A 23387-nucleotide genomic window follows, 5' to 3' on the forward strand; every position below is an offset into this window, starting at 1 on the left:
TGTCAGTGAGCGTGACCTGATGGGGATGAAGGTTTGCGTGCGCTGCCGCTGGCGGGCTGCGTGGGGGTCGATGATCTTGCGGGTTCGGGTGCGATCCCGTTTTCCACCTGCCGGGCCTGCGTGCCCGGCGGCATGGCGTACCAGCCCGGATCGGTGTAGTCGCCGGCCTTCAGTCCGGCGCGTACCTTGAGCAGGGTGAACATGCCGCCCATCTCGATCGGGCCATAGGGACCGGTGCCGGTCATCATGGGATGGGTGTTGGCCGGTAGCTCCATCTGCATTTCGCCCATGTCGGCCATGCCGCGCTCGCCCATCACCATGTAGTCGGGAGCGGCGCGCTGCAAGGGTTTCACCAGGCCCCGGTGATCCACGCCGATCATGGTGGGCACACCGTGGCCCATCGCGCCCATGGTGTGGTGGCTCTTGTGGCAGTGCATGGCCCAGTCGCCCGGTTCGTCGGCAATGAACTCGATCTGCCGCATCTGCCCGACGGCGATGTCGGTGGTCACCTCGGGCCAGCGAGAGCCCTTGGGGGTGGGGCCGCCGTCGGTGCCGGTCACTTCGAATTCGATGCCGTGGATGTGCACCGGGTGGTTGGTCATGGTGAGGTTGCCGACCCGCACGCGCACGCGCTCACCCAGTCGCGCCACCAGCGGCGAGATGGCCGGGAACACGCGGCTGTTGAAGCTCCAGATGTTGTGTTCCAGCATGGTGTTGACTTGTGGCGTCATGCTGCCGGGCTCGACGTCGAAGGCGTTGATGAGGAAAGCGTAGTCGCGCTGCACGTCCTCGATCAGGGGGTGCTTCTGCTTAGGGTGTGTGATCCAAAGGCCCATCATGCCCATGGCCATCTGCACCATTTCGTCGGCATGCGGGTGGTACATGAAGGTGCCGGGGCGGCGCGCCACGAATTCGTAGACGAAGGTCTTGCCGGATGGAATCTGGGGTTGGTTCAGTCCGCCCACGCCGTCCATGCCGTTGGGCAGGCGCTGGCCGTGCCAGTGGATCGTGGTGTGTTCGGGCAGGCGGTTGGTGACGAAGAGGCGCACCCGGTCGCCTTCCACCACTTCAATGGTGGGTCCCGGGCTTTGCCCGTTGTAGCCCCACATGTTGACCAGGAAGCCTGGCGCCATCTCGCGCACCACCGGTTCTGCCACCAGGTGGAATTCCTTGGCGCCGTCCTTCATGCGCCAGGGGGCGGTCCAGCCGTTCAACGTGACCACCGGGTTGTAGGGGCGCCCGGCACCGGTCACACCCGGTGGCGTCCAGGGGCCTGCGGTGTCGGCCGAGTTCTGTTGCACGGCCTCGGGAATGGCCGCGAGCGCCACGCGGTTCACGCTGGTGGCGGCCACCGCCGTGGCCGCGGCACCCGCGAAGAAGTGTCTTCGGTTCATGGAGGGGTTCATGTCAGTGTCCTGCGGGGGCGCTGGTGGCGGCGCCGGAAGTGGAGGGGTTGTCGGCACGGCGGTAATCGGCGCCGGACAGGAGGGCTTGCCAGTCGGCCTGCGCGAGCCAGAAATCGCGCCGGGCCTGCAGGGCTTCGTCGAGTGCGCGCAGGCGTTCACGCGCGCTGGCCAGCAACTCCCAGGTGCTTTGCAGCATGCCGTTGTAGCGCAGCAGGCTGTCCTGAGCCAGGCTGCCCTGGAGTGCGACCACCACGTCCTGCGCGTGGGTGGTGGCGGCGTGGCGCAGTTGCAGTTGGGCCCAGGCTTCGCGCGCCATGGATCGGCGCTCGGTGGCCTGCCGCAGCAGGTCGGATTCGACCTGTGCGGCGCGCACCAGAGGGTGGTCGCGCAGCAGGCTCAGGTCTTCGATGCGGGGTGGCTGGAGCGTGCCGGCAGAGCCCGCGTCGGGCATGGTTCGCAGCGCGCCGTTCACGGCGCGCTGCCAGGCTTGCCGGCGTTCCCGATTCATGGCGTCGAACTGGCGCTGCGCCAGCTGTCGATCGCGCGCCAGCGTGGGGTGGCTGCGCAGCACCGCCGTCTCCAGGGTGGTGGCATCCAGGCCAGGGCCAGGCGAGAGCTGCTTCGGCGGGGCTGGCAGGTCCACGTCGAGGCCTTCCCCGAGCCTTGTCACGTCGTCGGCCTGCCATTGGCCCAGCAGGCGCGCAAGCCGTTCGCGTGCGCTCAGCTCCCGGGCCTGGGATTCCAGCACCGCCGACCACGCGCTGGCCTGCAGCAGGCGCTCGCGGGTCAGGCGCGCCTGGCTCCAGTTGCCGGCGTTCACCATGCGCTGGCCCAGTTCGCTGCCCGTGCGCGCGGCGTCATGCACCTCCGTCATCAGGCGCAGTCGCTGGCGCGCCGCCGCCGCGTCGATCCAGGCGCGTTGCAGCTCGCGCACGTGGTTGGCGAAACGCACGCGGACCTCGGCCTGCTCAGGCGCGTTCATGCCGGCATGCACGAACAGATCGGGACGCAATGACAGGGAGCGTTGCAGCGCGGCGGCAAAGCTCAGGGGCGTATCGCCCGTCGTTGCCGGCGTGGCGTCGCCCGCGCCGGGTTGTCGCGCTTCCCATTGCAGCAGGTCCACATGGCCGCGCGGGAATTCGGCCACGCGCTGGTTGGCGCGCTGCCAGACCGCGCGCGCCTGGTCGATATCGGCTGGCAATTCCATCACGGTGGTGTCGCCCATGGGCGGCCACTGCAAGGGCGGCACAGACGAAGGGTGTCGGGGGTCGGCCGCTTGCAGCGCTTGCGGCGTGGGCTCGGCCGCATGGGCGGCGGTCATGGCGAGTGCGGCCAGCCATGCCGCAGGCCATCTTGAAAAAGGCATGTCAATCTCCTGAAGAACACGGTCACGCTTCCGTGTTGCAACCCGATCGGGTCGACGACGGACGCACCTGTGGTGTGGACTTCAGAAAATGGGTGGCTTGATGCCCGGCTGCGGCACCGAACTGGTGAACCGCTCGGTGGGAGGGGCAAGCACGCCGTGCACCGCCTGGGGTGACGGCGCCAGCTGCACAGCCAGTGGCATGGCCGGCCCATGGCACACCTTGCAGCTGTTGTGCTGGTGGTCCATGGGGGCGTTGGATTCGCCCATGGCGTGGTCAGGGCAGGGAGCGGCTTCTGCGGGGGAAGCGGACACCACCTCCTGGGTGGGAACCGGCATCTGCATGGTGATCGCCATGGCGTCTCCCACCCAGGCCCGCAAGGGCAACAAGGCGATGACGAGGGCGATCAACAGGTGGCGCATGGTCAGGAATGATACGGCTGGGCCGCATAGGTTCCCTGGGCGCCTCAGCGCAGGTCGGGCGCCACACCGAAAGGCACACGCGCAGGCGCGGCAGCACTCGGTTCTCCCTGGTTCCCGGCGGGTGGCAGTGCGATCCTGGGTGGCAGCGCCATGCCGCGCCGTTCCATCACGGTGCGCAAGCGATCAGGGTAGTCGGTGATGATGCCGTCCACGCCCCAGTCGATGAGGCGGGCCATGTCCTGAAGCTCGTTGACGGTCCACGGCACCACGCGCAGTTCCAGCTCGCGGGCGCGTTGCAGTTGCTGCTGATCGAGGTCGCCGAAGTGAGGTGACCACAGCTTGCCGCCGGATGCGGCCACCATGGCAGGCGCGTCCGTGAAATCGGCCAATCGAAGCCCGGCTGTCCATTCACCACTTGCGAGGGTGTTGAAGCGGGGCAGCTGCGCTGAAAGGTAGGACAGTGGCATGCCGGGGGCGAGCTGGCGGGCCACTTTCTGGATGCGCCAGTCAAAGCTCTGCAGGCTCACCCGCTGGGTCATCCCGTGGGCGGCAATCACGTCGAGCACCGCGCGCACGAAGGTCTGTGGATCGGGAGATTCTGCCGGCCGACCGGGATTGAGCTTGAGTTCGATGTTGAAGCGCACATGGCGAGCGCCGAGCTGACGGACGCGATCAAAAAGGGCCGCCAGCGTGGGAATGCCCTGGCCGTCCCGCGCCACTTGTTGGGGGAAATCGCGCGCGTAGCGGCTGGCCGGATTGATGCGACCCACATCCCAGGTGGCGATCTCGGCGAGTGGGAGGCGATGGAACGGCTGGCCGCGCGCCTTCAGCCACTGTCCCTGGGCGTCTCGGGTGAGGTCGGGGTTGGCGGTGGTGTCGTGCGAGATCACCGGTACGCCGTCGGCGCTGAGCACCACGTCGAGCTCGAGCGTGCTGACCCCGATGGTGAGCGCGCGCTCGAAGCCGGCAATGGTGTTTTCCGGTGCGAGGCCGCGCGCACCGCGGTGGCCCTGCACGTCAAAGGCCAGCGCTGCTCCCGCGCACCACAGCGACAGGCCCAGTGCGGTGGTGCAACTCCAGCGGATCCAGGTCAGGCGCTGCACGCCTGGTGGAGAGGTATCGGTCATGGGGCGCAGTGTGACAGCGCGTCATGACCGATGCAAGACAGCTCAATGTCCGAGGATTTTGGAGAGGAAATCCCGGCTGCGTTCGTTCTGCGGGTTGTTGAAGAACTCCATGGGCGTGTTCTGCTCTACGATCTGGCCCTGGTCCATGAAGATCACGCGGTCGGCTACCGCCTTGGCAAACCCCATTTCGTGTGTCACGCAGATCATGGTGATGCCCTGGTTGGCCAGTTCGATCATCACATCCAGCACTTCCTTGATCATCTCGGGGTCAAGTGCCGAGGTGGGCTCATCGAACAGCATGATCTTGGGCGTGAGACACAGCGCACGGGCGATGGCCACGCGCTGCTGCTGGCCGCCCGAGAGCTGCAGCGGGTACTTGCCGGCCTGCTCGGCAATGCGCACCCGTTTGAGCTGCGCCATGGCTCTTTCCTCGGCCTCTTTCTTGGGCAGCTTGCCCACCCACATGGGCGAGAGCGTGAGGTTCTCCAGCACCGTGAGGTGGGGGAACAGGTTGAACTGCTGGAACACCATGCCCACTTCCTTGCGGACGCGGTCGATGGCCTTGATGTCGTCGGTCAGTTCGATGCCGTCGACGATCAGGTGGCCCTGCTGGTGTTCTTCAAGGCGGTTGATGCATCGGATCAGCGTCGACTTGCCGGAGCCCGAAGGGCCGCAGACCACGATGCGCTCGCCCTTGGCGACGTCCAGGTCGATGTCGCGCAGGACATGGAAGTCGTTGCCATACCACTTGTTGACTTTGTCGAATCGGATGATGGGATCGGACATGCTGGTTTCCTTCAACGCGCCTTGCTGGCGCTGAGTTGTTTTTCGACCCACAGGCTGTAGCGCGACATCGAGAAACAGAATGTGAAGTACACGAGGGTGATGAAGATGTAGGCCTCGATCTTGAAGGGCCTCCAGTTCACATCGGAATTCAAGGCCAGCGCGAGCGCACCGGTGAGCTCGTAGAGGGAGACGATGGTGACCAGCGAGGTGTCCTTGAAGATGGAGATGAAGTTGTTCATCATGCTGGGCACCACCATCGCCAGGGCCTGCGGCAGCACGATCTTGCGCTGCGTCTGCCAGTACGAGAGCCCCAGCGTATCGGCCGCCTCAAGCTGCCCCTTTGGAATCGCCTGCAGGCCACCCCGGATGATCTCGGCCATGTAGGCGGCGGCAAACAGCGTGATCCCCACGATGACCCGCACCAGCACATCCAGCGTGACGCCCTGCGGCACGAACAGCGGGAACATGAACGATGCCATGAAGAGCACCGAGATCAGCGGTACCCCGCGGATGAGTTCGATGTAGACGATGCAGGCCGAGCGGATGGCCGGCAGCCGGCTGCGCCTGCCCAGCGCCACCACGATGGCCAGCGGAAAGGCCATGAAGATGGACAGCGTGGCGAGCATCACCGTGAGCGGCAGGCCGCCCCAGAGGTCGGTGCGAACCGGGCTCAGCCCGAGCACGCCGCCACGCATGAGCAGGAAGAAAATCGCCAGCACACCGATCCACATCAGCACCAGCCAGGGCTTCCAGAAGAAACGGATGCAACTGAGCACCAGGCCGGCGATCATGACGGAGGTGGCAATCAACGGACGCCATTGTTCGTCATAGGGGTAACGACCGAACAGGATGATGCGGTACTTCTCGGTGACGACTCCCCAACAGGCGCCCATGCCGCGTGCGGCCTGGCAGGCATCGGCGTCCGCGCGGAAGACCGACTGGAGGACGGCCCAGTTGAAGAGGCCGGGAATGGCATAGACCAGAAGGCCGCCGACGAACAGCGTCGTGATGGTGCTGCGCCAGTCGGCAAAGAGGTTCTGCCGCGCCCAGGGCACGAAGCCCGTGGTCTTGATGGGAGAGGGGCGCGGAGGAATGGGGACGAATGTGTCAGACATGGTCATCGCTCCTTGATGGCCATGCGCTGGTTGTACCAGTTCATGAAGGCCGAAGTGGACAGCGAGGTGGTGAGGTACACCAGCATGATGATGGCGATGCACTCGACGGCGCGTCCGCTCTGGTTGATGGTGGTATTGGCGATCGAGACCACGTCCGGATAGCCCACCGCCACCGCCAGCGACGAGTTCTTGGTGAGGTTGAGGTACTGGTTGGTCAGCGGCGGGATGATCACGCGCATGGCTTGCGGCAGGATGACCTGGTTCATCTTCTGCTTCGGATTCAGGCCGAGGGCCGCGGCCGCTTCGTCCTGGCCACGGCTCACCGACTGGATGCCACCACGCACCACTTCGGCAATGAAGGCCGCGGTGTAGATCGTGAGGCCGATGAGGATGGCCATGAACTCGGGCGTGGCGCTCACGCCGCCGTCCACCATGAAGGCCAGTTGCTCGGGCACGTTCCACTTCGTGGGCATGCCGGCCACCGCCCAGCCCACGAGCGCGAATACCACGATGAGGGCGATCGGCCCCCACACGCGGTCGCCGTCGTGGCCGGTGAGCTCGAACTTCTTCTGCGCGCGCCGACGCCAGAACCAGGAGCCGATCAAGCCCGCGCCGATGCCGGCGAGCACATGGCCCACGCCGAGAGCGGGGAACGGGAAGGAGAATCCGCCCTTGCTCAGGTAGAACAGATCGGCCACGTTCCAGGCCTCGTTGGACGGGGGCAGCACCTCGATGAAGATGAGGTACCACATCAGCAACTGCAGCAGGATGGGCACGTTGCGGAAGGTTTCCACATAGCCGTAGCAAAGACCGCGCACCAGCGCGTTGCGCGAGAAGCGGCCAACACCGATCAGCACGCCCAGGATGGTGGTGAGGACGATGCCGATCACGGCGACCTTGAGCGTGTTGAGCACGCCAACCCAGATGGCCTTGCCGTAGCTTTCGCTGGGGTCGTAGGGGATCAGTGTTTCGCCGATATCGAAGCCAGCGGCGGCGCCAAGGAAATCAAAGCCGCTCTGGATGCCGCGGATCCGCATGTTTTCCTGCGTGTTGTGTGCAAGAAACCAGATGCCGGCGGCGATGAGAATCAGGGCGATGGCCTGGAAAATCAATCCGCGCGTGGCGCGGCTGTTGATCGACCAGTTTCGTTTTTTGGGGGGGAGTTGCGGTTTCAATGCGGCCTCGCAATCCTGTCATGGGAAAAGCTTTTGCGCCACAGGCCCTGGGTTTTCTGGACCCAGGGCCTGTGGAACGGGGAAAGTCAGGGCCGCCGGCCGATGACGGCACGGCGGCAGGACAGGGCGGAGATCAGCGCACGGGCGGGGCGTACATCAGGCCGCCTTTGGTCCAGAGGTTGTTGCTGCCACGGGGCAGGCCGATGGGCGTCTTGGGACCCACATGGCGCTCGAACTGTTCACCGTAGTTGCCCACGGCCTTGATGGCGCGCAATGCCCATTCCTTGTCCAGGCCGAGCAGCTTGCCGGTGTCTTCCGTGCCCGCGCCCACCAGACGCATGACGTTGGGGTTGGTGCTGGTCTTCATGGAATCGGCATTGGCTTGCGTGACGCCATATTCCTCGGCTTCGATCAGTGCGTAGCCCACCCACTTCACGATGCCGAAGAACTCGTCGTCGCCACGGCGCACGGCCGGGCCGAGAGGTTCCTTGGAAATCAGTTCGGGCAGGATCACGTGTTCTTCGGGCTTGGGCGTTTCCTTGGCACGGATCGAGGCGAGACCCGAAGCGTCCGTGGTGTAGGCCTGGCAGCGGCCGGCCACGTAGGCGGCGGTGGCGGCTTCCACCTTCTCGAACACCACCGGCTTGAGCGCCAGGTTGTTGGCGCGGGAGAAGTCGGTCAGGTTCAGCTCGGTCGTGGTGCCGGATTGCACGCACACCGTGGCGCCCTTGAGGGACTTGGCGCTCTTTACATTGAGCTTGGTGGGCACCATGAAGGCCTGGCCGTCATAGAAGTTCACACCGACGAAGTGCAGGCCCAGCGAGGTGTCGCGGGTCAGCGTCCAGGTGGTGTTGCGCGCCAGCATGTCGATCTCGCCAGACTGCAGGGCGGTGAAGCGCTGCTGGGCGGTCAGGGGCACGTAGCGCACCTTGTCGGGGTTGGACAGGACCGCAGCGGCCACAGCGCGGCACACGTCGACGTCCATGCCGCTCCACTTGCCCTGGCTGTCGGCGGCGGAAAAGCCCGCCAGGCCGGTATTGACGCCGCAGATCAGCTCGCCGCGCTTCTTGATCGCATCGAGGTCCTTGCCAGCATGGGCGGGCAGGGCCACCAGGGTGGCCGCCGCCGCGCTCAGGCCCAGGGCCGCCAGTTTCAGGGAAGTCATCTTCATCGGTTTACTCCGTGTTGTGGTTGGAAAGAATTCGCCGGGCTGGAACTGCACCGTTTGGGTGCGGCTCCGGGACCGCAACTGAATGTATCGCTGCCCATTTGCGCAGGGGATCGGGGTTTACGTGGGAAAGCCATGCAATATTCTTATGACGCCATGGTGAAACCCCCTGGCAGGGCATCGAGCCTGGCAACTCGCAGGTTCCGTGCCACCGTCGACGATGGTGAGGTCCCTCGCGCGACAAACCGGTTTCCACTTCAGGGATGCCGCCCGTATGCTGTGCCGCACAACATTGGAGACAAGCGATGAGCAGCAGCATCCGCGCCGAGGACGCACCGACCGCGTCTGGTCATTTTCCGCACCACCGTTTCTGGCCGACGCGCCTGCCGCATCGCATCACGCCTCCCGCCACCTCGCTCTGGCACAACCTGGCCGTCAGCGCCCTGCGTTTCCCTGACAAGACGGCGCTGGTGTTCTTCGACCGCACGGTGACTTATGGTGAACTGCACGAACAGGTGGAGCGTCTGGCCGCGCACCTGCGGCAGCAGGGCGTGGAAGACGGTGACCGTGTGATCCTGTTCATGCAGAACTGCCCTCAGTGGGTGGTGGCGCACTTCGCCATCCTGCGGGCCAACGCGGTGGTGGTGCCCGTCAACCCCATGAACCGCGCCGACGAGCTGGTGCACTACATCACCGACCCCGACGCACGCGTGGCCATCTGCGCCGCCGACCTGGCGGCCGACCTGCACAAGGCCGACGAGGCGGTGCCTGAGGGCGCGCGCCTGCGCCATGTGGTCGTCTCGCACTACAGCGACGCGTTTGGCCCGGAGGCTGAAATTCCACCGGCCTGGTCGCCATGGCTGGGCTCGCGCCACGCCGCCCCTGCGTTCAGCCACGCCACGGTGAGCGATTGGGTGGCAGCCCTTGCCTGCCCCGGCACCGCGCCCGCCCACAACCGCGGTCCGGACGACCTCGCCGTTCTGCCCTATACCAGCGGCACCACCGGGCTTCCGAAGGGCTGCATGCACCCGCACCGCACCATCATGCACAACGCGGTCGCGGTGGGTCTGTGGACCAACAGCACGGCAGAGAACATCGGCCTGCTCGTGGTGCCGATGTTCCACATCACCGGCCTCGCGGCGGGCCTGAACGCCGGGGTGTACATGGGCGCCACCATGGTGCTCATGCCGCGCTGGGACCGCGAGCTGGCGGGCCGGCTCATCTCGCGCTGGCGCGTGACGCACTGGACCAACATCCCCACCATGGTCATCGACCTGCTGGCCAGCCCCAGCTTCGAGCAGTACGACCTCTCCAGCCTGGTGCTGGTGGGTGGTGGTGGTGCGGCCATGCCGCAGGCCGTGGCCCAGCGCCTGCTGGACCAGTTCGGCCTTCGGTACTCGGAAGGCTACGGCCTCACCGAAACCGCCGCGCCTTCGCACAACAACCCGCCCGACCACCCCAAGCAGCAGTGCCTGGGCATTCCCTTTCTCAGCACCGAGGCGCGCGTGGTCGATCCCCTCACGCTGCAGGAGATGCCACAGGGCGAGACGGGCGAGATCGTCATCCATGGCCCCGAGGTGTTCGATGGCTACTGGAAGCGGCCAGAGGCGACCGAGGCCGCCTTCATCACACTGGACGGCAAGCGCTTCTTTCGGTCTGGCGACCTCGGGCGCGTCGATGAAGACGGCTATTACTTCATCACCGATCGCCTGAAACGCATGATCAACGCCAGCGGCTTCAAGGTGTGGCCGGCCGAAGTGGAGGCGTTGATGTTCAAGCACCCGGCGATTGCCGAGGCCTGCGTGATCGCGACACGGGATGCCTACCGTGGCGAGAGCGTGAAGGCGGTGGTGGTGCTGCGCGATTCGGCCCGCGGCACCACGAGCGAGCAGGACATCGTGGACTGGTGCCGCGAGCACATGGCCGTCTACAAATGCCCGCGCTCGGTCGAGTTCGTCACCGCCTTGCCCAAGAGCGGCAGCGGCAAGGTGATGTGGCGGCTGCTGCAAGAGCAGGAAGAGGCGCGCACGAACACGGCGTCACAATGACGCCATGCCATCCATCCAGGAATCCGTTCGTCGCCTCTGGCAACCCCGTAAAGGCCTGTTCTGGCTCGCGCTCGGGTTCAATGCCCTCTCGTCCTTCATGGTCGGGTTCATCCACGTCAACGATCCGCCCGATGGCATTCGCCTGGTGGTGAGCCTGCTTGCGCTCACCAACTCCCTCATCGGCTGGTGGTTGACGGTGCGCCTCTGGCGCGACGGTGACCCCAAGCCATCGCCCTAGGAGACGACCCATGTTCAACGCCCTCGTGATCACCAAGCCGGAGTCCGGCTACCGCTGCGAGCTGTCCGCCATCGACGAAGCACAACTGCCGGCTGCTGGCGACGTGACGGTGCGCGTGGCCTGGTCCACGATCAATTACAAGGATGGCCTGGCCATCACCGGCAAGTCGCCGGTGGTGCGCAGCTTCCCCATGGTGCCCGGGATCGATTTCGCCGGCACGGTGTCGCACAGCGACCACCCGCGATGGAAGACCGGCGACCGCGTGCTGCTGAACGGCTACGGCGTGGGTGAATCGCACTGGGGCGGCCTGGCGCAGATGGCGCGCGTCAAGGGCGACTGGCTGGTGGCACTGCCCGAATCCCTGAGCGAGCGCGAGGCCATGGCCATTGGCACCGCGGGCTACACCGCCATGCTGTGCGTGCAGGCCCTGCAGAGGCACTGGGCCGATGCGGGCGTGCAGCCCGGCAGTGGCGAGGTGCTGGTGACCGGCGCCAATGGCGGCGTGGGCAGTGTCGCCATTTCGTTGCTGGCTGGCCTGGGCCACACGGTGGTGGCGTCCACCGGCCGGTTGCAGGAGGCCGACTACTTGAAATCGCTGGGTGCGGCCAGCGTGATCGACCGCAGTGAACTGGGCGCGCCCGGCAAGCCGCTGCAGAAGGAGCGCTGGATCGGTGTGGTCGATTCCGTGGGCAGCCACACGCTGGCCAACGCCTGCGCCAGCACGCGCTACGGCGGCGCCGTGACGGCCTGTGGGCTCGCGCAGGGCATGGACCTGCCGGCCAGTGTGGCTCCGTTCATCCTGCGCGGTGTCACGCTCTATGGCATCGACAGCGTCATGGCACCCATGCCGCGCCGCGTGGCGGCGTGGGAGGCGCTGGCGAACACGCTGGACCGTCAGCGACTGGCCGCCATCACGAAGGAAATCGGTCTGAAGGATGCGGTCGGTGCGGCCAGTGACATTCTGGCCGGACGAGTGCGCGGCCGGCTGGTGGTGGACGTGAACGCCTGACGCCTCAGGCGGAGGTCGGCACGATCTGCCTGTAGGCATGCCAGGTGGCATGACCCAGCACGGGACCGATGGCCAGCAAGCCCAGGAACCAGGGCAACATTGCCAGCACGATCATCACGGTGATCAGCGCCCCCCACCCAAGCATCACCCCCGGGTTCTCCAGGCACGCCCGGATGCTGGTGAGCCCTGCAGAGATCGCATCGGCCTCGCGGTCCAGGATCATGGGGATGGAAATCGCGCTGGTGACGAAGATGAGCCCGGCGAACAAGCCACCCACCACCGTGTAGGTGATGAGGAATTCGAGGTTGCCCGCATTGAACAGTTGTGTCAGCAGTTTCTCGGTCGACGGCATGGTGTTGAAGCTGATCGCGAAAACCACCAGCGACGCGCGTCCCCACAGCATTTCCAGAATCAGCAGCAGCCCTGCAAAGATGGCCATGGTGCGAAGCGTGGGCCGCCAGGCCACCAGCGAACGGCGCAGTGATGGGCGCAGCCCCAACTCCAGCGCGCGGCTGGCGTCGTACAGCCCAAGGCAGAGGAACGGGCCCATCAACAGGAAGCCAGCGCTCAATGCCAGCACATAGGCCGGCGCGGCCTGGAACACCGCCAGCAGGGCGTGCCCCATCGTGAAGAAGCACAGGCCGTAGAACAGGCCGATGCGCGGGCAGCGCACGAAGTCGGCCCAGCCCAGGCGCAGCCATCGCAGGGGATCGCGGACGTGCAGAGTGGCCAGTCTCATGGCTTTACCGATAAACCTATCAGCTCGGCGCGGCGCAGGTGCAGTGCCGGCGCGGCCTGGGCCCTGGCCAGCAGTTCTGCAGACGCCTGGTGGGCAATGTCCATGGGCTCGAAGCCCAACAGGAGCGCAGGGCTCCATCTCGCTCTCTCCATGGTGGGTCCTCCGTGTTCAGGTTCACAGCTTCGCAGCGGTGGGTGCGTCTGAATTTGATCCAGCGCAGGAAAGCGGCGGATGAACGCTGGCATGTGGCTAAACTGCCCGACCATGACCAGCGAATTCCAGCCTCCTTACGTCCCACTGCCTGCCCTGCGCGAGTCCCTGAACGCCTCGGGCTTTGCCCTGTTGAGCGCCACCGATGTGTCCCGGTGGCTGGACGCCACCCCGGGTGACTTGCAGACCCTGCACCAGGGTTGGGACGCGCTGCCGCCCGACGCCTACCTGAAGGATGGCGGGCGCTACCGCAGTCGCCGCCACAGCTGCTTCGTGGTGGAAGGAGCGCAGGTCCAGCAGGTGCCGCACCGCGCGCACTGGCAGCCGCTGGAATACAACGCGCTGCACGGTGGCATGCAGCGCTGGTTCGAGCCCATGGCAACCGACTCCGTGGCCCTGCCGGTCTGGGGCCGCCTGCTGCAGCGCCTGGGCGAAGCGGCCAGTGCCCTGCGGGGCCCGCAACCCTGGTACACCGAGGCGCACCTGTTCCGCATCGACACCACCGACGGCATCGGCCGGCCCACGCCCGAAGGCGCGCACCGCGACGGTGTCGACCTTGTCGCCGTGTTCATGGTTCAGCGCCACGGCATCAAGGGCGGCGAGAGCCGCGTCTTCGAAGCCAACGGCCCTGCTGGCCAGCGTTTCACCCTGTGTGAGCCCTGGTCGCTGCTGCTGCTGGACGATTCGCGCGTGATCCACGAAAGCACGCCGATCCAGCCACTGGAAGGCGATGAACTGGGCTGGCGCGACACGCTGGTGGTGACGTGCCGGCGGGGCGGGTTTCAGGGCGATTGAGCGTTCGCCCAGTCGCGATCGTCAGAAGCCCTTTCCGGGCATCACCTTCAGCCAGTTGAACTGGGGCTTGCCGTTCTGCATGCGCGTGTAAGTGCCGTCGACGTTCTTCTGAATCTGGGCGCAGCTGTCTTCTCTGCCCACGGTCACGCATTGATCACCGTTGTCCAGGACGCGCCACTTGCCTTCGGTGACGATTCCCTTCTCCCATCTGATCCAGATGCCACTCGGCTCGTAGTAGGCAAGAAAGCGCGACCCATTGGATCGCTGCGCTTCTGCCGTGTTGCCGGTGATGGTGGTCCTGACTTCATCTGCTGTGAGCATGGCCTGCGCGGACACTGCCGGTGAATGCCCCGCCGCCAGGGCCAACACAAGGTGTCCCGTCAACCGCATGGCTTCTCTTTGATATCCCATGGCGTTTCTCCATGAATGCGGGCAAGTTGGTCGGAGGGATTGAGGCTGAGAAGTCCGGAAAAGTCAATCTGCCCGCGCGACTTCAGCTGGATCGAGCGCTATCCGCGGACTGAATCCGCGTGCGCGCGCTCACGCGCCTGATCGCCTCGGCAAACGCCGGCACCACGGGCGGCGGGCCCTCGGCGGCGCGTCGGGTGTAAAGGCCGAGCGAGGGCAGGGCCACGGTGGGCGTGATGCGCAGGCGGGTCACGCCGCCCCGTGCGAGTTCGTCACGGGCTTGCTCGAAACGCACCGCGCCAAGCAGGGTCTTGTCCAGGCGCAGCACGCTGCCCACCGTCACCGATGACAGTACCTCGATCGCGGGCTCCGGCGGTTCCAGTCCAGCGTTGAGGAAGGCGGTCATCAAGGCCTGGCGCACCAGCGTGTCCTTTGGGGGTGCGACCCAGGGCTGTGCGTGGAGATCGTCCCAGCTCAGTCGACGGCTGCGTGACAGGACATGCCCTTCGGCGCAGAGCACGCAGAGCTCGTCCTTGAGCAGCACTTCGGGTTGCAGCAGCGAGAGCTGGTCGCTGGTCAGCAGCTCAGGTGTGACGGCGCCGAACACGCAGTCGAGCTCACCGTCCAGCAGTCGCTGGATCATCTCCCGCACGCGACCTTCCTGCACCTGAACGCGGGCGCCTGGCAGGCGACGTCGCAGTTGCACGACTGCCTGCGGCACGGTCGCCGTCACCGACAGCGTGCCCAGGCGCAACAGGCCGACGGCACCCGTTCGAAGCGCGTCCACTTCGTCCTTGCCGCGCGAGAGTTCGCCCAGGATGACCCGTGCCCGGTAAACCGCTGCGTGGCCTGCCGCGTTGGCCACCAGCCCCTGCGGTGAGCGTTCGAACAGGCGCGCATCGAAGCCGGCTTCGATCTCGCCCAGCATCTTGCTCAGAGCGGGCTGGCTCAGGTTCAGCCGGTTAGCGGCGGCCCGCATGGTGCCGGCATCGGTCAGGGCGACCAGCAGTTCGAGGTGCCGCAGGCGCAGTCGTCGGACAAGGTAGTCGGGAGAGGAGGGCATCGGTCGCTCCGGGACAGAGGCAAAGGATGAAGGTGATCACCAGGAGTGATCAGGTCATCAGGATTATGGATTTTTCAGGAATCAATATCGCGCCTATCGTCGCGACCCATGTCTTCAGCTTCATCGCGCAGTTCTCGCTCGGCGGCCACCCCGCTGGCCGGCGTCAAGGTCATCGATCTCGGCCAGTACATCGCCGGCCCGGGCGCGGCCATGGCACTCGCCGAACTCGGGGCCACGGTGATCAAGGTGGAGCCCTTGGCCGGCGACCAGGCCCGCCATGTGGGACGCTATGGCGAATCGATGGTGCGGGCCTACAACCGGGGCAAGCGGTCCATCGCCCTCGACCTCAAGAGCGAAGCCGGCCGCGACATCGCCTGGCGCCTCATTGCCGGCTGCGACGTGGTGATCCAGAACCTGCGGCCGGGTGCGGTGGAGAAGCTCGGTCTTGGGCCGGTCGACGTGCGGGCCCGGCATCCGCGCGTGATCTACCTGTCGATATCGGGCTTTGGCGGTGCCGGGCCGTCCAGCGAACGCCCCGGCTACGACATTGCGGCACAAGCCGAAAGCGGGTTGATGGCCGTCACGGGCGAAGCCGATCGACCGCCCCAGAAGGTGGGCGTGCCCATCGTCGATGCGGCTGCGGCGGACCTGGGTGCGCAAGCCATCCTTGCGGCGTTGTACGGTCGCGAGCGCAGCGGGCAAGGCGAGACCCTGGAGGTGTCGTTGCTGGAGACCGCTCTGCACCTGCAGGCCGCCACCTGGTGCGAATACCTGGGCGGTGGCCCGGAGCCCACCCGCATCGGCCACGGACAACCTCACAACGCGCCCGCCGCCGAGGTGGTGACCACGCTCGATGGCCACATCGTGCTCTCGGCCTATGCCGAAGACCACTGGAAGCGCTTCTGCCTGGCGATCGGTCGCGAGGAACTGGCGGCCGACCCGCGCTTTGCCAGCAACGAACAGCGCGTTGTGCACCGCGCCGAACTGCGCGAGGTGCTGGATCAATGCCTGTCGGGCTTTACCAGCGAGGCCTGCGTGGCGCTGCTGAGCCAGCACCAGATCGTGGTGGGCGCGGTGCGCCGCTACCGCGATGTCCTGACCAGTGCCGACGTCATCGCCAGTGGAATCCTGGTGGACGCCGCGTCTGTCGATGGAAGTCCTTACCGCGCGCTCGGGCTGCCCTACCGCATCGGCGACGGGCCGAGACCCGCGCCCGCTGCCGCGCCCGCCTGTGGTGCGGATGGCGCCGAACTGCTGGAAGAGTTTGGCTACTCGGCACATGACATTGCGGCCCTGCGCGAAGCGCGCGTGCTGCTCTGACCATGGGCACCGCCATGTCCATGCGCGCCGCCGTGATCCGGACCTTGCCGCTGTTCGAGATGATGCGCATGCGCGCCGCCACCACGGCCCGGCGCCATCCCATGCTGGGCTTTGCCAGCGACGACCGCACGTCTCGCCTGCGCTGGGTGAACCAGTTCACGCACACCCACCGCCGGATCGGACCGGACGACCGCGAGGTGGTCAGCCCGAACAACGACACGGTGTTCAGCAACGCGTGGCTGGACCTTTCCGAAGGCCCGGTGCTGATCGACACGCCCGACATGGGCGAGCGCTACTGGACCCTGGGCCTGCTCGACGCATGGACCAACCCGTTTGCCTACGTGGGGCGCCGCACCACCGGCAATCGGCAGCAGCGAACCCTGGTGCATGGCCCGGCGTGGACTGGAGACGTGCCCTTGGACGTGGACAACGTGATCGCGTCGCCGGGGGACGATGTGTGGGTCATCGGCCGCATCCTGGTGGACGACAGCCCAGGCAACCTGGAACAGGCCGCGGCGCTGCAACGCGGCATTTCAACGCATCGGCTGGACGGCAGCGACGCGGCGATGCGTGTGGACACGCGGATGGATGGCCGCTCGGTGGACACGCCCACGGCGGCGCTCTACCACGCCACGGTCGACCAGGCCCTGGCGCGCAATCCGGTGCCGCAAGGCGAGTCCTTGCAATGGCCTGTGGAACGCAGCGCGCTGGCGGCTGCATTGCCCGCGGTGTTCGAGGAACTGCGTCAGAAAGCGCAGCCGCATGCGCTTGGAGGCGGCTGGGCGTTGCCGGTATCGGTGCGAACCCACTGGGGCGCCGACCTGGACATGCGCGCCCGCGTGGCGCGCAATTTCATCGGCGCGCTCGGCATCGAGGAAGCCATGTACCCCACCGCGGAGGTGGACGCCGAAGGTGAAAACCTGAACGGTTCGCACGCCTACGAACTTCGATTCCCGCCCGAGGCCAAGCCCGAGGTGGATGCCTTCTGGTCGCTCACGCTGTACCGGCGCAGCGATTGCCTGCTGGTGGCCAACCCCATCCATCGCTACTCGGTAGGCGATCGCCTGCCGGGCCTGCTGACGGACGCTGATGGGGGCCTGTCGATCCGCGTGCAGGCCTCGGATCCGGGTCCGGCCCACAACTGGCTGCCGGCGCCGCCGGGCGAAGACTTCTACCTGGTGCTGAGGCTCTATCAGCCCCGGCGCAGGCACCTGGACTTTCAGTTTCCGTATCCCCCCTTGCGCCGCAGGTGAATCCGGGCGCGCCTCAGCGACACTTCCCATCAGGAGACAGACATGAGCTTGCACCGCCGACCTTCGCCGACCATCCGCCCGACCGGGCTTCAACGCCGCACCGTGCTCGTCACGCTGGCGGCGGGTGTTGCCTCCGGCTCGGGGCTCCTGGCTCACGCGCAGGCCGACTGGCCTTCGCGGCCGGTGAAACTGATCTCGCCCTACGGCGCCGGAGGTGCGAGCGACCTTTCGGCCCGGGTGCTGGGTGAATTCCTTGCCAAGGAACTGGGCCAGCAGATCGTGGTGGAAAACAAGCCGGGCGCTGGCACCCGGGTGGCCATCGAAATGGTGGCGCGCGCACCGGCCGATGGCTACACCGTGCTCTACGTCGCCGCGCCCTACGCCACGGCCGAGGCGTTTTACGGCAAGGGCCTGAGCTACCAGCGCGACCAGCTTCGGCCCGTCGCCATGGCCATGCATGCACCCTTGTTCCTGATCGTCAATGCGCAAAGCCCGGTGAAGACCGTGCGCGACCTCGTGGCGTATTCGAAGACGCGTCCCGGCGGCCTCAATTTCGGCTCGCCCGGAGCCGGTTCGCAGCCGCACCTGGCGGCCGAACTGCTGTTGCGGGACGCGGGCATGCAGGGGCTCAACGTGCACATGCGGGGCGATGCCATGGCGTATTCCGAGTTGCTGGGCGGGCGCATCGATGCGACGTTGACCGCGATCAGTTCGGCACTGCCGCACATCGAGGCCGGCAAGCTGCGCGTGATCGGCGTGGCGTCCGAAGCGCGCAGTCCGCTGTACCCATCGGCGCCCACCATCCGCGAACAGGGGTTCCCCAGCGTGGTCGCTTCCGGGTGGTACGGTTTCATGGTGCCCGCTGCCACACCGCCCGAAGTGGTGGCACGCCTGCAGCCGGCCCTGCTGCGCGCGCTCGAAGACCCTGCCATCAAGCAGAAGCTGCTCGACATCGGCCTGGAAGCCAGCGGCGCGCCGGGCCCCGAGTTCGCCCGGTTCATCGACGGCGAAACCCGCAAGTGGACCGACGTGATCCGCAAGGCCAACATCCAGATCGAGTAGGTCCGCCATGAAGACCGCTGCCACCCGCCTTGCCCTCTTCATCGGCGCGCTGCTGATGCTCAACGCCTGCACACACGCGCCCGCCGAGCGCACCGGCCTGCAGCGCCAGACCACGTTCGGCCCGGTGATCGGCGCCGACGACTCGGCCGCCAATGGCACCCATGCCTGGAAGGGCGTACCGTTCGCCGCCGCGCCAGTGGGCGAGCGCCGGTGGCAGGCGCCGGTGGACCCACCGGCGTGGACGTCACCTCGATCGGCCACGGCGTTTGCGCCCGCCTGCGTGCAGACCGGGCGCTTGTACGGACCGGGTCTGAACAACCGCCACGACGCCACGATCGGCAGCACCCTGGGCCAGACGCTGGGTTCGGAGGACTGTCTCTACCTCAACATCTGGGCGCCGGCGGTGCCGTCGACCACCCCGAGGCCGGTCATCGTCTGGGTACATGGCGGCAGCAACATCACCGGTTACACCGCCGATCCGGTGTACGACGGCGCCGCACTGGCCAAGGCCACGGGCTCGGTCGTGGTGTCGGTGGCCTATCGGCTGGGCATCTTCGGTTTCCTCGATCTGGCCCCGCTGAAAACCGGGGCTGCCGCGTCCGACTCGGGCAACTTCGCGTTGCTCGACATCGTGAAGTCGCTGGAATTCGTGCAGGGCAACATCGCGCGCTTTGGCGGTGACCCAGGCCGGGTCACGCTGATGGGCGAGTCCGCCGGAGCGGTCAACGTGTATGCGCTCCTCACCTCACCCATGGTGGTGGCCAGGCCGGCGCCATTGTTCCAGCGGCTGGTCGCGCTCAGCGGCGGCATTTCGTCGGCCGCCACGCTGCCGCCTGGTTCGTTTGCCACCATCCTGCCCCGCAGCGTGTGGATCACGCGTGGCAATGCCTTGCTGATCCATTCTCTCGTGGCGGACGGCACGGTGGCCGATCGCGCAGCGGCCGAATCCGTTGTTGCCTCGAGCACGCCGCAGGAACTCGCCACCTACCTGCGTGGCAAGACGGCCGATGCGCTGCTGACCACGGTGCGAACGCGCCTGGCTCCGCTTGGCCTCGCGGCTTCCAATCCGATTCCCGATGGGCACGTGGTGCCGGCCGATCCGATCGCCGCCATCCGCGCAGGACAGTACGTGAAGGTGCCGGTGCTGTCGGGCAACACGCGCGATGAGAGCAAGCTGTTTCCCAGCCTGCTGGCGCTGCGACCTGCGCTGGGAGGCAGCAGCGGCCGTTTGCTGGACGACGCGGCGGTGTTCCAGCTGGCCTACGCCTACCAGCCGGACGCGCCGCCGGCCAGCCGCATCGAGCAATGGATTCCGCCGCAGTACCTGCCTGTGGACGCGCCCACCACCGGGTTGAACGCCCGCATTGCGGAACTCGACCGCATCTGGTTCTTCGCCTTCCGCGACGACGTGATGAACGCTCTCAAGGCCCGCCAGCCCGAGGTGTGGCACTACCGCTTCGACTGGGACGAACTTCCGCCCCCGTTTGACGTGGTGTATGGCGCGGCACACAGTTTCGATCTGCCGTTCATCTTCGGCAACTTCGGGCCTTCGCTCTACGCCAACATTTCATTCAGTCGCGCGAACGAGCAGGGCCGCCTGGCGTTGTCGCAACGCATGATGCAAAGCCTCGGCGCTTTCGCTCGCGAAGGCGACCCCAACACCGCCGTTCTGGGGACACGCTGGCCGGCCTGGCCGGGACGCCTGGTGTTTGACGCCGACCGGCAGGCCGCCAGGCTGGTGGTGGAGTGAAAAGCCACTTCAACCTGCTGGACTACGCGACCCGCGTGGCCGTTCGTAGCCGCGGCTGGCTGTCGAACCTCCCATCGGATTTGTGCGATGCACTTCTGCGCGAGACCGTGGTCATCCGCCTGCAGGCCGGTCACCGGCTTTTCGCTTCTGGCGACCGGGCAGAAGGTATCTGGCTGTGTGCCAGTGGCTTCGTTCGCCTGAGCAGAGAGTCCAGTGGTCGGCGGCGAACGCTGGCTTACGCTTATCAGGGCGATGCCGTGGGCGCGTCAGGGTTCTTTCTGGGCACTCAGGAATGCGATGCCGACGTGCACAGCCACGCCACGCTGTTGTTCCTTGGTCGAACGGATCTGCAGCGCAGGCTGAACGAGTGGCCGCAGCTTTCGCAGGCGATGCTGACGGTGCTGGCCCACCAGGTGAAGTGCCTGGGAGAAGAAGTCTGCGACGCCAGGTACCTTCCGCTGGACGCCCTGATGGCCAAACGCCTGGCGGACTTGTGGTCTCAACACGGACAGCCGTTGCATCCCGGTGGGCCTGCCAACCGCATCAAGCTCGCCATGGCGCAGTCCGAACTCGGCGAGCTGATCGGCTACTCACGCCAGCACGTGAATGCCTCGCTGAAACGTCTGGAGCGCAGAGGCCTGATTGCGGTCACCGCATGCGGCATCGTCGTTCACGACCCGGAAGGTTTGCGCGCATAGCTCACCGTGAGCATTTCCCACTGGTGCCCGTCGGGCTCGTTCCAGTAAACCATGCGCCCGCCGAAATCGGTGCCGATCCGTCTGTCCTGGGGGCCCCGCACGCTGCTGCGGTAGGCGATCTCGGCAGCCTTCAAGCGGTCGAGGATGGTGTCGAACTCGGCTTCGCTCACGCGAAAGCAGAAGTGGTAGACCGGGAAGTCCTCATCGGTGCCCATGAAATCCAGCGTGAGCCCGCCGTTGACGAACACCGGAGAAAACGGCCCGAGGCTGCTGGTGGCCCATGGCACGCCGAGCAACTCGGCCAGTTGTCGAGCCGATTCCACCGGTGTTCGCGATGGAACGATGGTGTGGTCGAGCTCGATGGTCATGGTGCTCTCCGCTCTGGTTCGATCAGACCCGCTCGAAGATCGCCGCAATGCCCTGGCCGCCGCCGATGCACATGGTGACCAGTGCGTACTTGCCGCCGATGCGGTTCAGTTCGTGGATCGCCTTCACCGTGATGAGTGCGCCGGTGGCGCCAATGGGATGGCCGAGCGAGATGCCTGAGCCATTGGGATTGACCTTGGCCGGGTCGAGGCCGAGGTCTCGGGTGACGGCGCAGGCCTGGGCGGCGAAGGCTTCGTTGGCCTCGATCACGTCCAGGTCGTTCACCGTGAGGCCGGCTTTCTGCAAGGCGATCTTCGTGGCAGGCACCGGGCCGATGCCCATGTACTTCGGATCGACGCCGGCGTGGGCGTAGGCCACCAGCCGCGCCAGCGGCTTCGCGCCGCGCGCTTTCGCGGCACCGGCTTCCATCAGCACCACGGCAGCAGCAGCGTCGTTGATGCCTGAGGCGTTGCCTGCGGTCACGGTGCCGTTCTCCTTCAGGAACACAGGCTTGAGTTTGCTCAGGTCTTCCAGGGTGGCGTTGGGGCGGAAGTGCTCGTCGGTGGCGTAGGTCACGTCGCCCTTCTTGCTCTTGAGCATCACCGGCACGATCTGGTCCTTGAAGACACCGGCCTCGGTGGCGCGCTGGGCGCGGTTGTGGCTCTCCACGGCCAGCTTGTCCTGGTCTTCGCGGCTGATGCCCCACTTGGCGGCAATGTTCTCGGCCGTCACGCCCATGTGGATGGTGTGGAACGGGTCGTGCAGCGCACCCGTCATCATGTCCACCATCTTCGTGTCGCCCATGCGCGCACCCCAGCGCATGTTCAGGCTGGCGAAGGGCGCGCGGCTCATGTTCTCGGCGCCTGCCCCAATGGCGATGTCGGTGTCGCCCAGCAGGATGCTCTGCGAGGCCGAGACGATGGCCTGCAGGCCTGAACCGCAGAGGCGGTTCACGTTGAAAGCGGGCGTGCCTTCCGCGCAGCCGCCGTTGATGGCCGCCACGCGAGAAAGGTACATGTCCCTGGGTTCGGTGTTGACGACATGGCCAAAGACCACGTGGCCCACGTCCTTGCCATCCACGCCGCCGCGTGCCAGCGATTCGCGCACCACGAGTGCGCCGAGTTCGGTGGGGGGCTGGTCCTTCAGGCTGCCGCCGAAGGTGCCGATGGCGGTGCGCACGGCGCTGACGACCACGACTTCTCTGCTCATGAGGTGCTCTCCTGTTGTTGAATGGGTTTGGCAGACATCCTAACGCTGGTGGCTTGCACCGCGTTGACCTGCGTCAGAACGTCTGGCGGGCCAGCAGGCGCAGGCGCCCGCTTTCTGGGCGCGTCACGAACACCTCGCCCATGGCGAGGAACTCGCCGGTGAGGGCGGTGATGTTGACCTGGTGCGTCACCAGCATCAGGTTGCGAGGTGGCGACCATGCCTGTGCGGCGGCCAGCACTTCTCGGGTCTGGCTATCGCGCCCCTCGCTGCCGAAGAAGGAATTGATCGGCGGCCAGACGGTGTTCTGCTTGAAGGCCAGCATGGCGGTATCCACGCAGCGGCACCAGGCGCTGGAGCGCACCTGGTCGAGCTTGATGCGTTCGCGCACAAAGGCAGCGCCGACGCGGCGCGCCTGTTCGCGGCCGGCCTCGCTCAGGTTGCGCTGGGTGCTGCATTCGCCGAGCTTGAAATTCGGCGGGTCGCCCACGCCGGGCTCGGTCTGCGCATGGCGCATGAGCACCACGCAGCCCCCTTCGCGAAGCAAGGTCCAGAAGCCTTCTCCCCCGGTCTGCGCTGGAGCAAGACCACTGGAGAGTGCCAGCGCCGCGCCGGCGGTGAACTGGCGGCGGGTGAACAGTTTGGGGGTCATGGCGGTG

24 protein-coding genes are annotated in these 23387 nt (G+C 66.4%); 9 read left to right on the top strand and 15 right to left on the bottom strand.

Translation table 11 applies throughout. The features are described 5' to 3' along the window. Positions 1–2 precede the first annotated feature (2 nt). The 8 genes from ACTIF6_RS10135 to ACTIF6_RS10170 all read right to left on the bottom strand — a co-directional run bounded on the left by ACTIF6_RS10135 (position 3) and on the right by ACTIF6_RS10170 (position 8566). The gene (locus tag ACTIF6_RS10135) at positions 3–1394 is read right to left on the bottom strand and encodes a multicopper oxidase family protein (RefSeq protein ID WP_439587849.1); all 1392 of its coding nucleotides are present in this window, start codon (positions 1392–1394) and stop codon (positions 3–5) included. A 13-nt stretch (positions 1395–1407) separates the two neighbouring features. Further along, positions 1408–2772 carry a TolC family protein gene (locus tag ACTIF6_RS10140; protein WP_439587850.1) on the bottom strand — a complete coding sequence of 455 codons (1365 nt, stop codon included), beginning with the start codon at positions 2770–2772 and terminating at the stop codon, positions 1408–1410. An 81-nt stretch (positions 2773–2853) separates the two neighbouring features. Further along, positions 2854–3192 carry a hypothetical protein gene (locus ACTIF6_RS10145; protein WP_439587851.1) on the bottom strand — a complete coding sequence of 113 codons (339 nt, stop codon included), beginning with the start codon at positions 3190–3192 and terminating at the stop codon, positions 2854–2856. Positions 3193–3236: 44 nt separating this feature from the next. Next, a complete protein-coding gene (locus ACTIF6_RS10150; protein ID WP_439587852.1) occupies positions 3237–4319 on the bottom strand; it encodes a glycerophosphodiester phosphodiesterase in 1083 nt (360 codons plus the stop codon). Positions 4320–4361: 42 nt separating this feature from the next. Beyond that, a complete protein-coding gene (locus tag ACTIF6_RS10155; protein WP_439587853.1) occupies positions 4362–5105 on the bottom strand; it encodes an amino acid ABC transporter ATP-binding protein in 744 nt (247 codons plus the stop codon). 11 nt (positions 5106–5116) lie between these two features. Continuing rightward, positions 5117–6220 carry an amino acid ABC transporter permease gene (locus ACTIF6_RS10160; protein WP_439587854.1) on the bottom strand — a complete coding sequence of 368 codons (1104 nt, stop codon included), beginning with the start codon at positions 6218–6220 and terminating at the stop codon, positions 5117–5119. A gap of 2 nt (positions 6221–6222) precedes the next feature. Then, a complete protein-coding gene (locus ACTIF6_RS10165) occupies positions 6223–7395 on the bottom strand; it encodes an amino acid ABC transporter permease (protein WP_439587855.1) in 1173 nt (390 codons plus the stop codon). 133 nt (positions 7396–7528) lie between these two features. Then, positions 7529–8566, bottom strand: a complete 1038-nt coding sequence (locus tag ACTIF6_RS10170; RefSeq protein WP_439587856.1) for an amino acid ABC transporter substrate-binding protein — start codon at positions 8564–8566, stop codon at positions 7529–7531. A 302-nt stretch (positions 8567–8868) separates the two neighbouring features. Here ACTIF6_RS10170 and ACTIF6_RS10175 point away from each other — a divergent pair, with 302 nt between their 5' ends. The 3 genes from ACTIF6_RS10175 to acuI are packed head-to-tail and all read left to right on the top strand — an operon-like array spanning position 8869 to position 11858. Further along, the gene (locus tag ACTIF6_RS10175) at positions 8869–10611 is read left to right on the top strand and encodes a long-chain fatty acid--CoA ligase (protein WP_439587857.1); all 1743 of its coding nucleotides are present in this window, start codon (positions 8869–8871) and stop codon (positions 10609–10611) included. 4 nt (positions 10612–10615) lie between these two features. After that, positions 10616–10849 carry a hypothetical protein gene (locus tag ACTIF6_RS10180; protein ID WP_439587858.1) on the top strand — a complete coding sequence of 78 codons (234 nt, stop codon included), beginning with the start codon at positions 10616–10618 and terminating at the stop codon, positions 10847–10849. Positions 10850–10859: 10 nt separating this feature from the next. Continuing rightward, complete coding sequence (acuI, locus tag ACTIF6_RS10185) at positions 10860–11858, top strand: acrylyl-CoA reductase (NADPH) (RefSeq protein ID WP_439587859.1); 999 nt, start codon at positions 10860–10862, stop codon at positions 11856–11858. Between the two features lie 4 nt (positions 11859–11862). Here the strand turns inward: acuI and ACTIF6_RS10190 are convergent, their stop codons facing one another. Both ACTIF6_RS10190 and ACTIF6_RS10195 read right to left on the bottom strand, forming a co-directional pair. After that, positions 11863–12597, bottom strand: a complete 735-nt coding sequence (locus ACTIF6_RS10190) for a DUF2189 domain-containing protein (protein ID WP_439587860.1) — start codon at positions 12595–12597, stop codon at positions 11863–11865. Beyond that, positions 12594–12749: a hypothetical protein gene (locus ACTIF6_RS10195; protein ID WP_439587861.1), complete on the bottom strand. Its 156-nt coding sequence runs from the start codon at positions 12747–12749 to the stop codon at positions 12594–12596. The genes ACTIF6_RS10190 and ACTIF6_RS10195 overlap by 4 nt, the downstream gene beginning before the upstream one ends. Before the next feature lie 79 nt (positions 12750–12828). Between ACTIF6_RS10195 and ACTIF6_RS10200 the strand changes: the two genes are divergently transcribed. Beyond that, positions 12829–13602, top strand: a complete 774-nt coding sequence (locus ACTIF6_RS10200; RefSeq protein ID WP_439587862.1) for a 2OG-Fe dioxygenase family protein — start codon at positions 12829–12831, stop codon at positions 13600–13602. Positions 13603–13623: 21 nt separating this feature from the next. Here ACTIF6_RS10200 and ACTIF6_RS10205 read toward each other — a convergent pair whose 3' ends face one another. Continuing rightward, positions 13624–14013: a hypothetical protein gene (locus ACTIF6_RS10205; protein ID WP_439587863.1), complete on the bottom strand. Its 390-nt coding sequence runs from the start codon at positions 14011–14013 to the stop codon at positions 13624–13626. 82 nt (positions 14014–14095) lie between these two features. Then, the gene (locus ACTIF6_RS10210; protein WP_439587864.1) at positions 14096–15073 is read right to left on the bottom strand and encodes a LysR family transcriptional regulator; all 978 of its coding nucleotides are present in this window, start codon (positions 15071–15073) and stop codon (positions 14096–14098) included. A gap of 108 nt (positions 15074–15181) precedes the next feature. On the opposite strand from ACTIF6_RS10210, the gene ACTIF6_RS10215 reads away from it, so the two are divergent. Genes ACTIF6_RS10215 through ACTIF6_RS10235 form a run of 5 tightly spaced genes read left to right on the top strand, consistent with a single transcriptional unit; the run spans position 15182 to position 21156 of the window. Then, positions 15182–16393: a CaiB/BaiF CoA transferase family protein gene (locus tag ACTIF6_RS10215; RefSeq protein WP_439587865.1), complete on the top strand. Its 1212-nt coding sequence runs from the start codon at positions 15182–15184 to the stop codon at positions 16391–16393. Positions 16394–16407: 14 nt separating this feature from the next. Further along, positions 16408–17646, top strand: coding sequence for a DUF1254 domain-containing protein (locus ACTIF6_RS10220; protein WP_439587866.1), 1239 nt, complete (start codon positions 16408–16410; stop codon positions 17644–17646). Positions 17647–17688: 42 nt separating this feature from the next. Then, on the top strand, positions 17689–18708 hold the full coding sequence (locus tag ACTIF6_RS10225; RefSeq protein WP_439587867.1) for a Bug family tripartite tricarboxylate transporter substrate binding protein: 1020 nt from the start codon (positions 17689–17691) through the stop codon (positions 18706–18708). A gap of 7 nt (positions 18709–18715) precedes the next feature. Then, the gene (locus ACTIF6_RS10230) at positions 18716–20458 is read left to right on the top strand and encodes a carboxylesterase/lipase family protein (RefSeq protein ID WP_439587868.1); all 1743 of its coding nucleotides are present in this window, start codon (positions 18716–18718) and stop codon (positions 20456–20458) included. Then, entirely contained in the window at positions 20455–21156 is a 702-nt protein-coding gene (locus tag ACTIF6_RS10235) for a Crp/Fnr family transcriptional regulator (protein WP_439587869.1), read from the top strand. Before ACTIF6_RS10230 ends, ACTIF6_RS10235 begins: the two co-directional genes overlap by 4 nt. Here the strand turns inward: ACTIF6_RS10235 and ACTIF6_RS10240 are convergent. The 3 genes from ACTIF6_RS10240 to ACTIF6_RS10250 form a co-directional block, all read right to left on the bottom strand. Then, a complete protein-coding gene (locus tag ACTIF6_RS10240; protein ID WP_439587870.1) occupies positions 21129–21524 on the bottom strand; it encodes a VOC family protein in 396 nt (131 codons plus the stop codon). The two genes, ACTIF6_RS10235 and ACTIF6_RS10240, sit on opposite strands and share 28 nt — an antisense overlap. A 22-nt stretch (positions 21525–21546) precedes the next feature. Continuing rightward, positions 21547–22731 (bottom strand): beta-ketothiolase BktB, encoded by a 1185-nt coding sequence (bktB, locus tag ACTIF6_RS10245; protein ID WP_439587871.1) that lies wholly within the window; start codon positions 22729–22731, stop codon positions 21547–21549. A 73-nt stretch (positions 22732–22804) separates the two neighbouring features. Next, positions 22805–23380: a histidine phosphatase family protein gene (locus tag ACTIF6_RS10250; protein WP_439587872.1), complete on the bottom strand. Its 576-nt coding sequence runs from the start codon at positions 23378–23380 to the stop codon at positions 22805–22807. Positions 23381–23387 lie beyond the last annotated feature (7 nt).

It is taken from the genome of Hydrogenophaga sp., assembly GCF_051860785.1.
Taxonomy (GTDB): Bacteria; Pseudomonadota; Gammaproteobacteria; order Burkholderiales; family Burkholderiaceae_C; genus Hydrogenophaga.

Bases quoted from the DNA above. Each gene is read 5' to 3' on its own strand.
- ACTIF6_RS10155 (WP_439587853.1), bottom strand. From the start codon at position 5,105: ATGTCCGATCCCATCATCCGATTCGACAAAGTCAACAAGTGGTATGGC.
- ACTIF6_RS10135 (WP_439587849.1), bottom strand. From the start codon at position 1,394: ATGAACCGAAGACACTTCTTCGCGGGTGCCGCGGCCACGGCGGTGGCC.
- ACTIF6_RS10225 (WP_439587867.1), top strand. From the start codon at position 17,689: ATGAGCTTGCACCGCCGACCTTCGCCGACCATCCGCCCGACCGGGCTT.
- ACTIF6_RS10140 (WP_439587850.1), bottom strand. From the start codon at position 2,772: ATGCCTTTTTCAAGATGGCCTGCGGCATGGCTGGCCGCACTCGCCATG.
- ACTIF6_RS10195 (WP_439587861.1), bottom strand. From the start codon at position 12,749: ATGGAGAGAGCGAGATGGAGCCCTGCGCTCCTGTTGGGCTTCGAGCCC.
- ACTIF6_RS10220 (WP_439587866.1), top strand. From the start codon at position 16,408: ATGTCCATGCGCGCCGCCGTGATCCGGACCTTGCCGCTGTTCGAGATG.
- ACTIF6_RS10160 (WP_439587854.1), bottom strand. From the start codon at position 6,220: ATGTCTGACACATTCGTCCCCATTCCTCCGCGCCCCTCTCCCATCAAG.
- ACTIF6_RS10180 (WP_439587858.1), top strand. From the start codon at position 10,616: ATGCCATCCATCCAGGAATCCGTTCGTCGCCTCTGGCAACCCCGTAAA.
- ACTIF6_RS10200 (WP_439587862.1), top strand. From the start codon at position 12,829: ATGAACGCTGGCATGTGGCTAAACTGCCCGACCATGACCAGCGAATTC.
- ACTIF6_RS10210 (WP_439587864.1), bottom strand. From the start codon at position 15,073: ATGCCCTCCTCTCCCGACTACCTTGTCCGACGACTGCGCCTGCGGCAC.
- ACTIF6_RS10215 (WP_439587865.1), top strand. From the start codon at position 15,182: ATGTCTTCAGCTTCATCGCGCAGTTCTCGCTCGGCGGCCACCCCGCTG.
- ACTIF6_RS10170 (WP_439587856.1), bottom strand. From the start codon at position 8,566: ATGAAGATGACTTCCCTGAAACTGGCGGCCCTGGGCCTGAGCGCGGCG.
- ACTIF6_RS10150 (WP_439587852.1), bottom strand. From the start codon at position 4,319: ATGACCGATACCTCTCCACCAGGCGTGCAGCGCCTGACCTGGATCCGC.
- bktB (WP_439587871.1), bottom strand. From the start codon at position 22,731: ATGAGCAGAGAAGTCGTGGTCGTCAGCGCCGTGCGCACCGCCATCGGC.
- ACTIF6_RS10145 (WP_439587851.1), bottom strand. From the start codon at position 3,192: ATGCGCCACCTGTTGATCGCCCTCGTCATCGCCTTGTTGCCCTTGCGG.
- ACTIF6_RS10250 (WP_439587872.1), bottom strand. From the start codon at position 23,380: ATGACCCCCAAACTGTTCACCCGCCGCCAGTTCACCGCCGGCGCGGCG.
- ACTIF6_RS10230 (WP_439587868.1), top strand. From the start codon at position 18,716: ATGAAGACCGCTGCCACCCGCCTTGCCCTCTTCATCGGCGCGCTGCTG.
- ACTIF6_RS10175 (WP_439587857.1), top strand. From the start codon at position 8,869: ATGAGCAGCAGCATCCGCGCCGAGGACGCACCGACCGCGTCTGGTCAT.
- ACTIF6_RS10190 (WP_439587860.1), bottom strand. From the start codon at position 12,597: ATGAGACTGGCCACTCTGCACGTCCGCGATCCCCTGCGATGGCTGCGC.
- ACTIF6_RS10240 (WP_439587870.1), bottom strand. From the start codon at position 21,524: ATGACCATCGAGCTCGACCACACCATCGTTCCATCGCGAACACCGGTG.
- acuI (WP_439587859.1), top strand. From the start codon at position 10,860: ATGTTCAACGCCCTCGTGATCACCAAGCCGGAGTCCGGCTACCGCTGC.
- ACTIF6_RS10205 (WP_439587863.1), bottom strand. From the start codon at position 14,013: ATGGGATATCAAAGAGAAGCCATGCGGTTGACGGGACACCTTGTGTTG.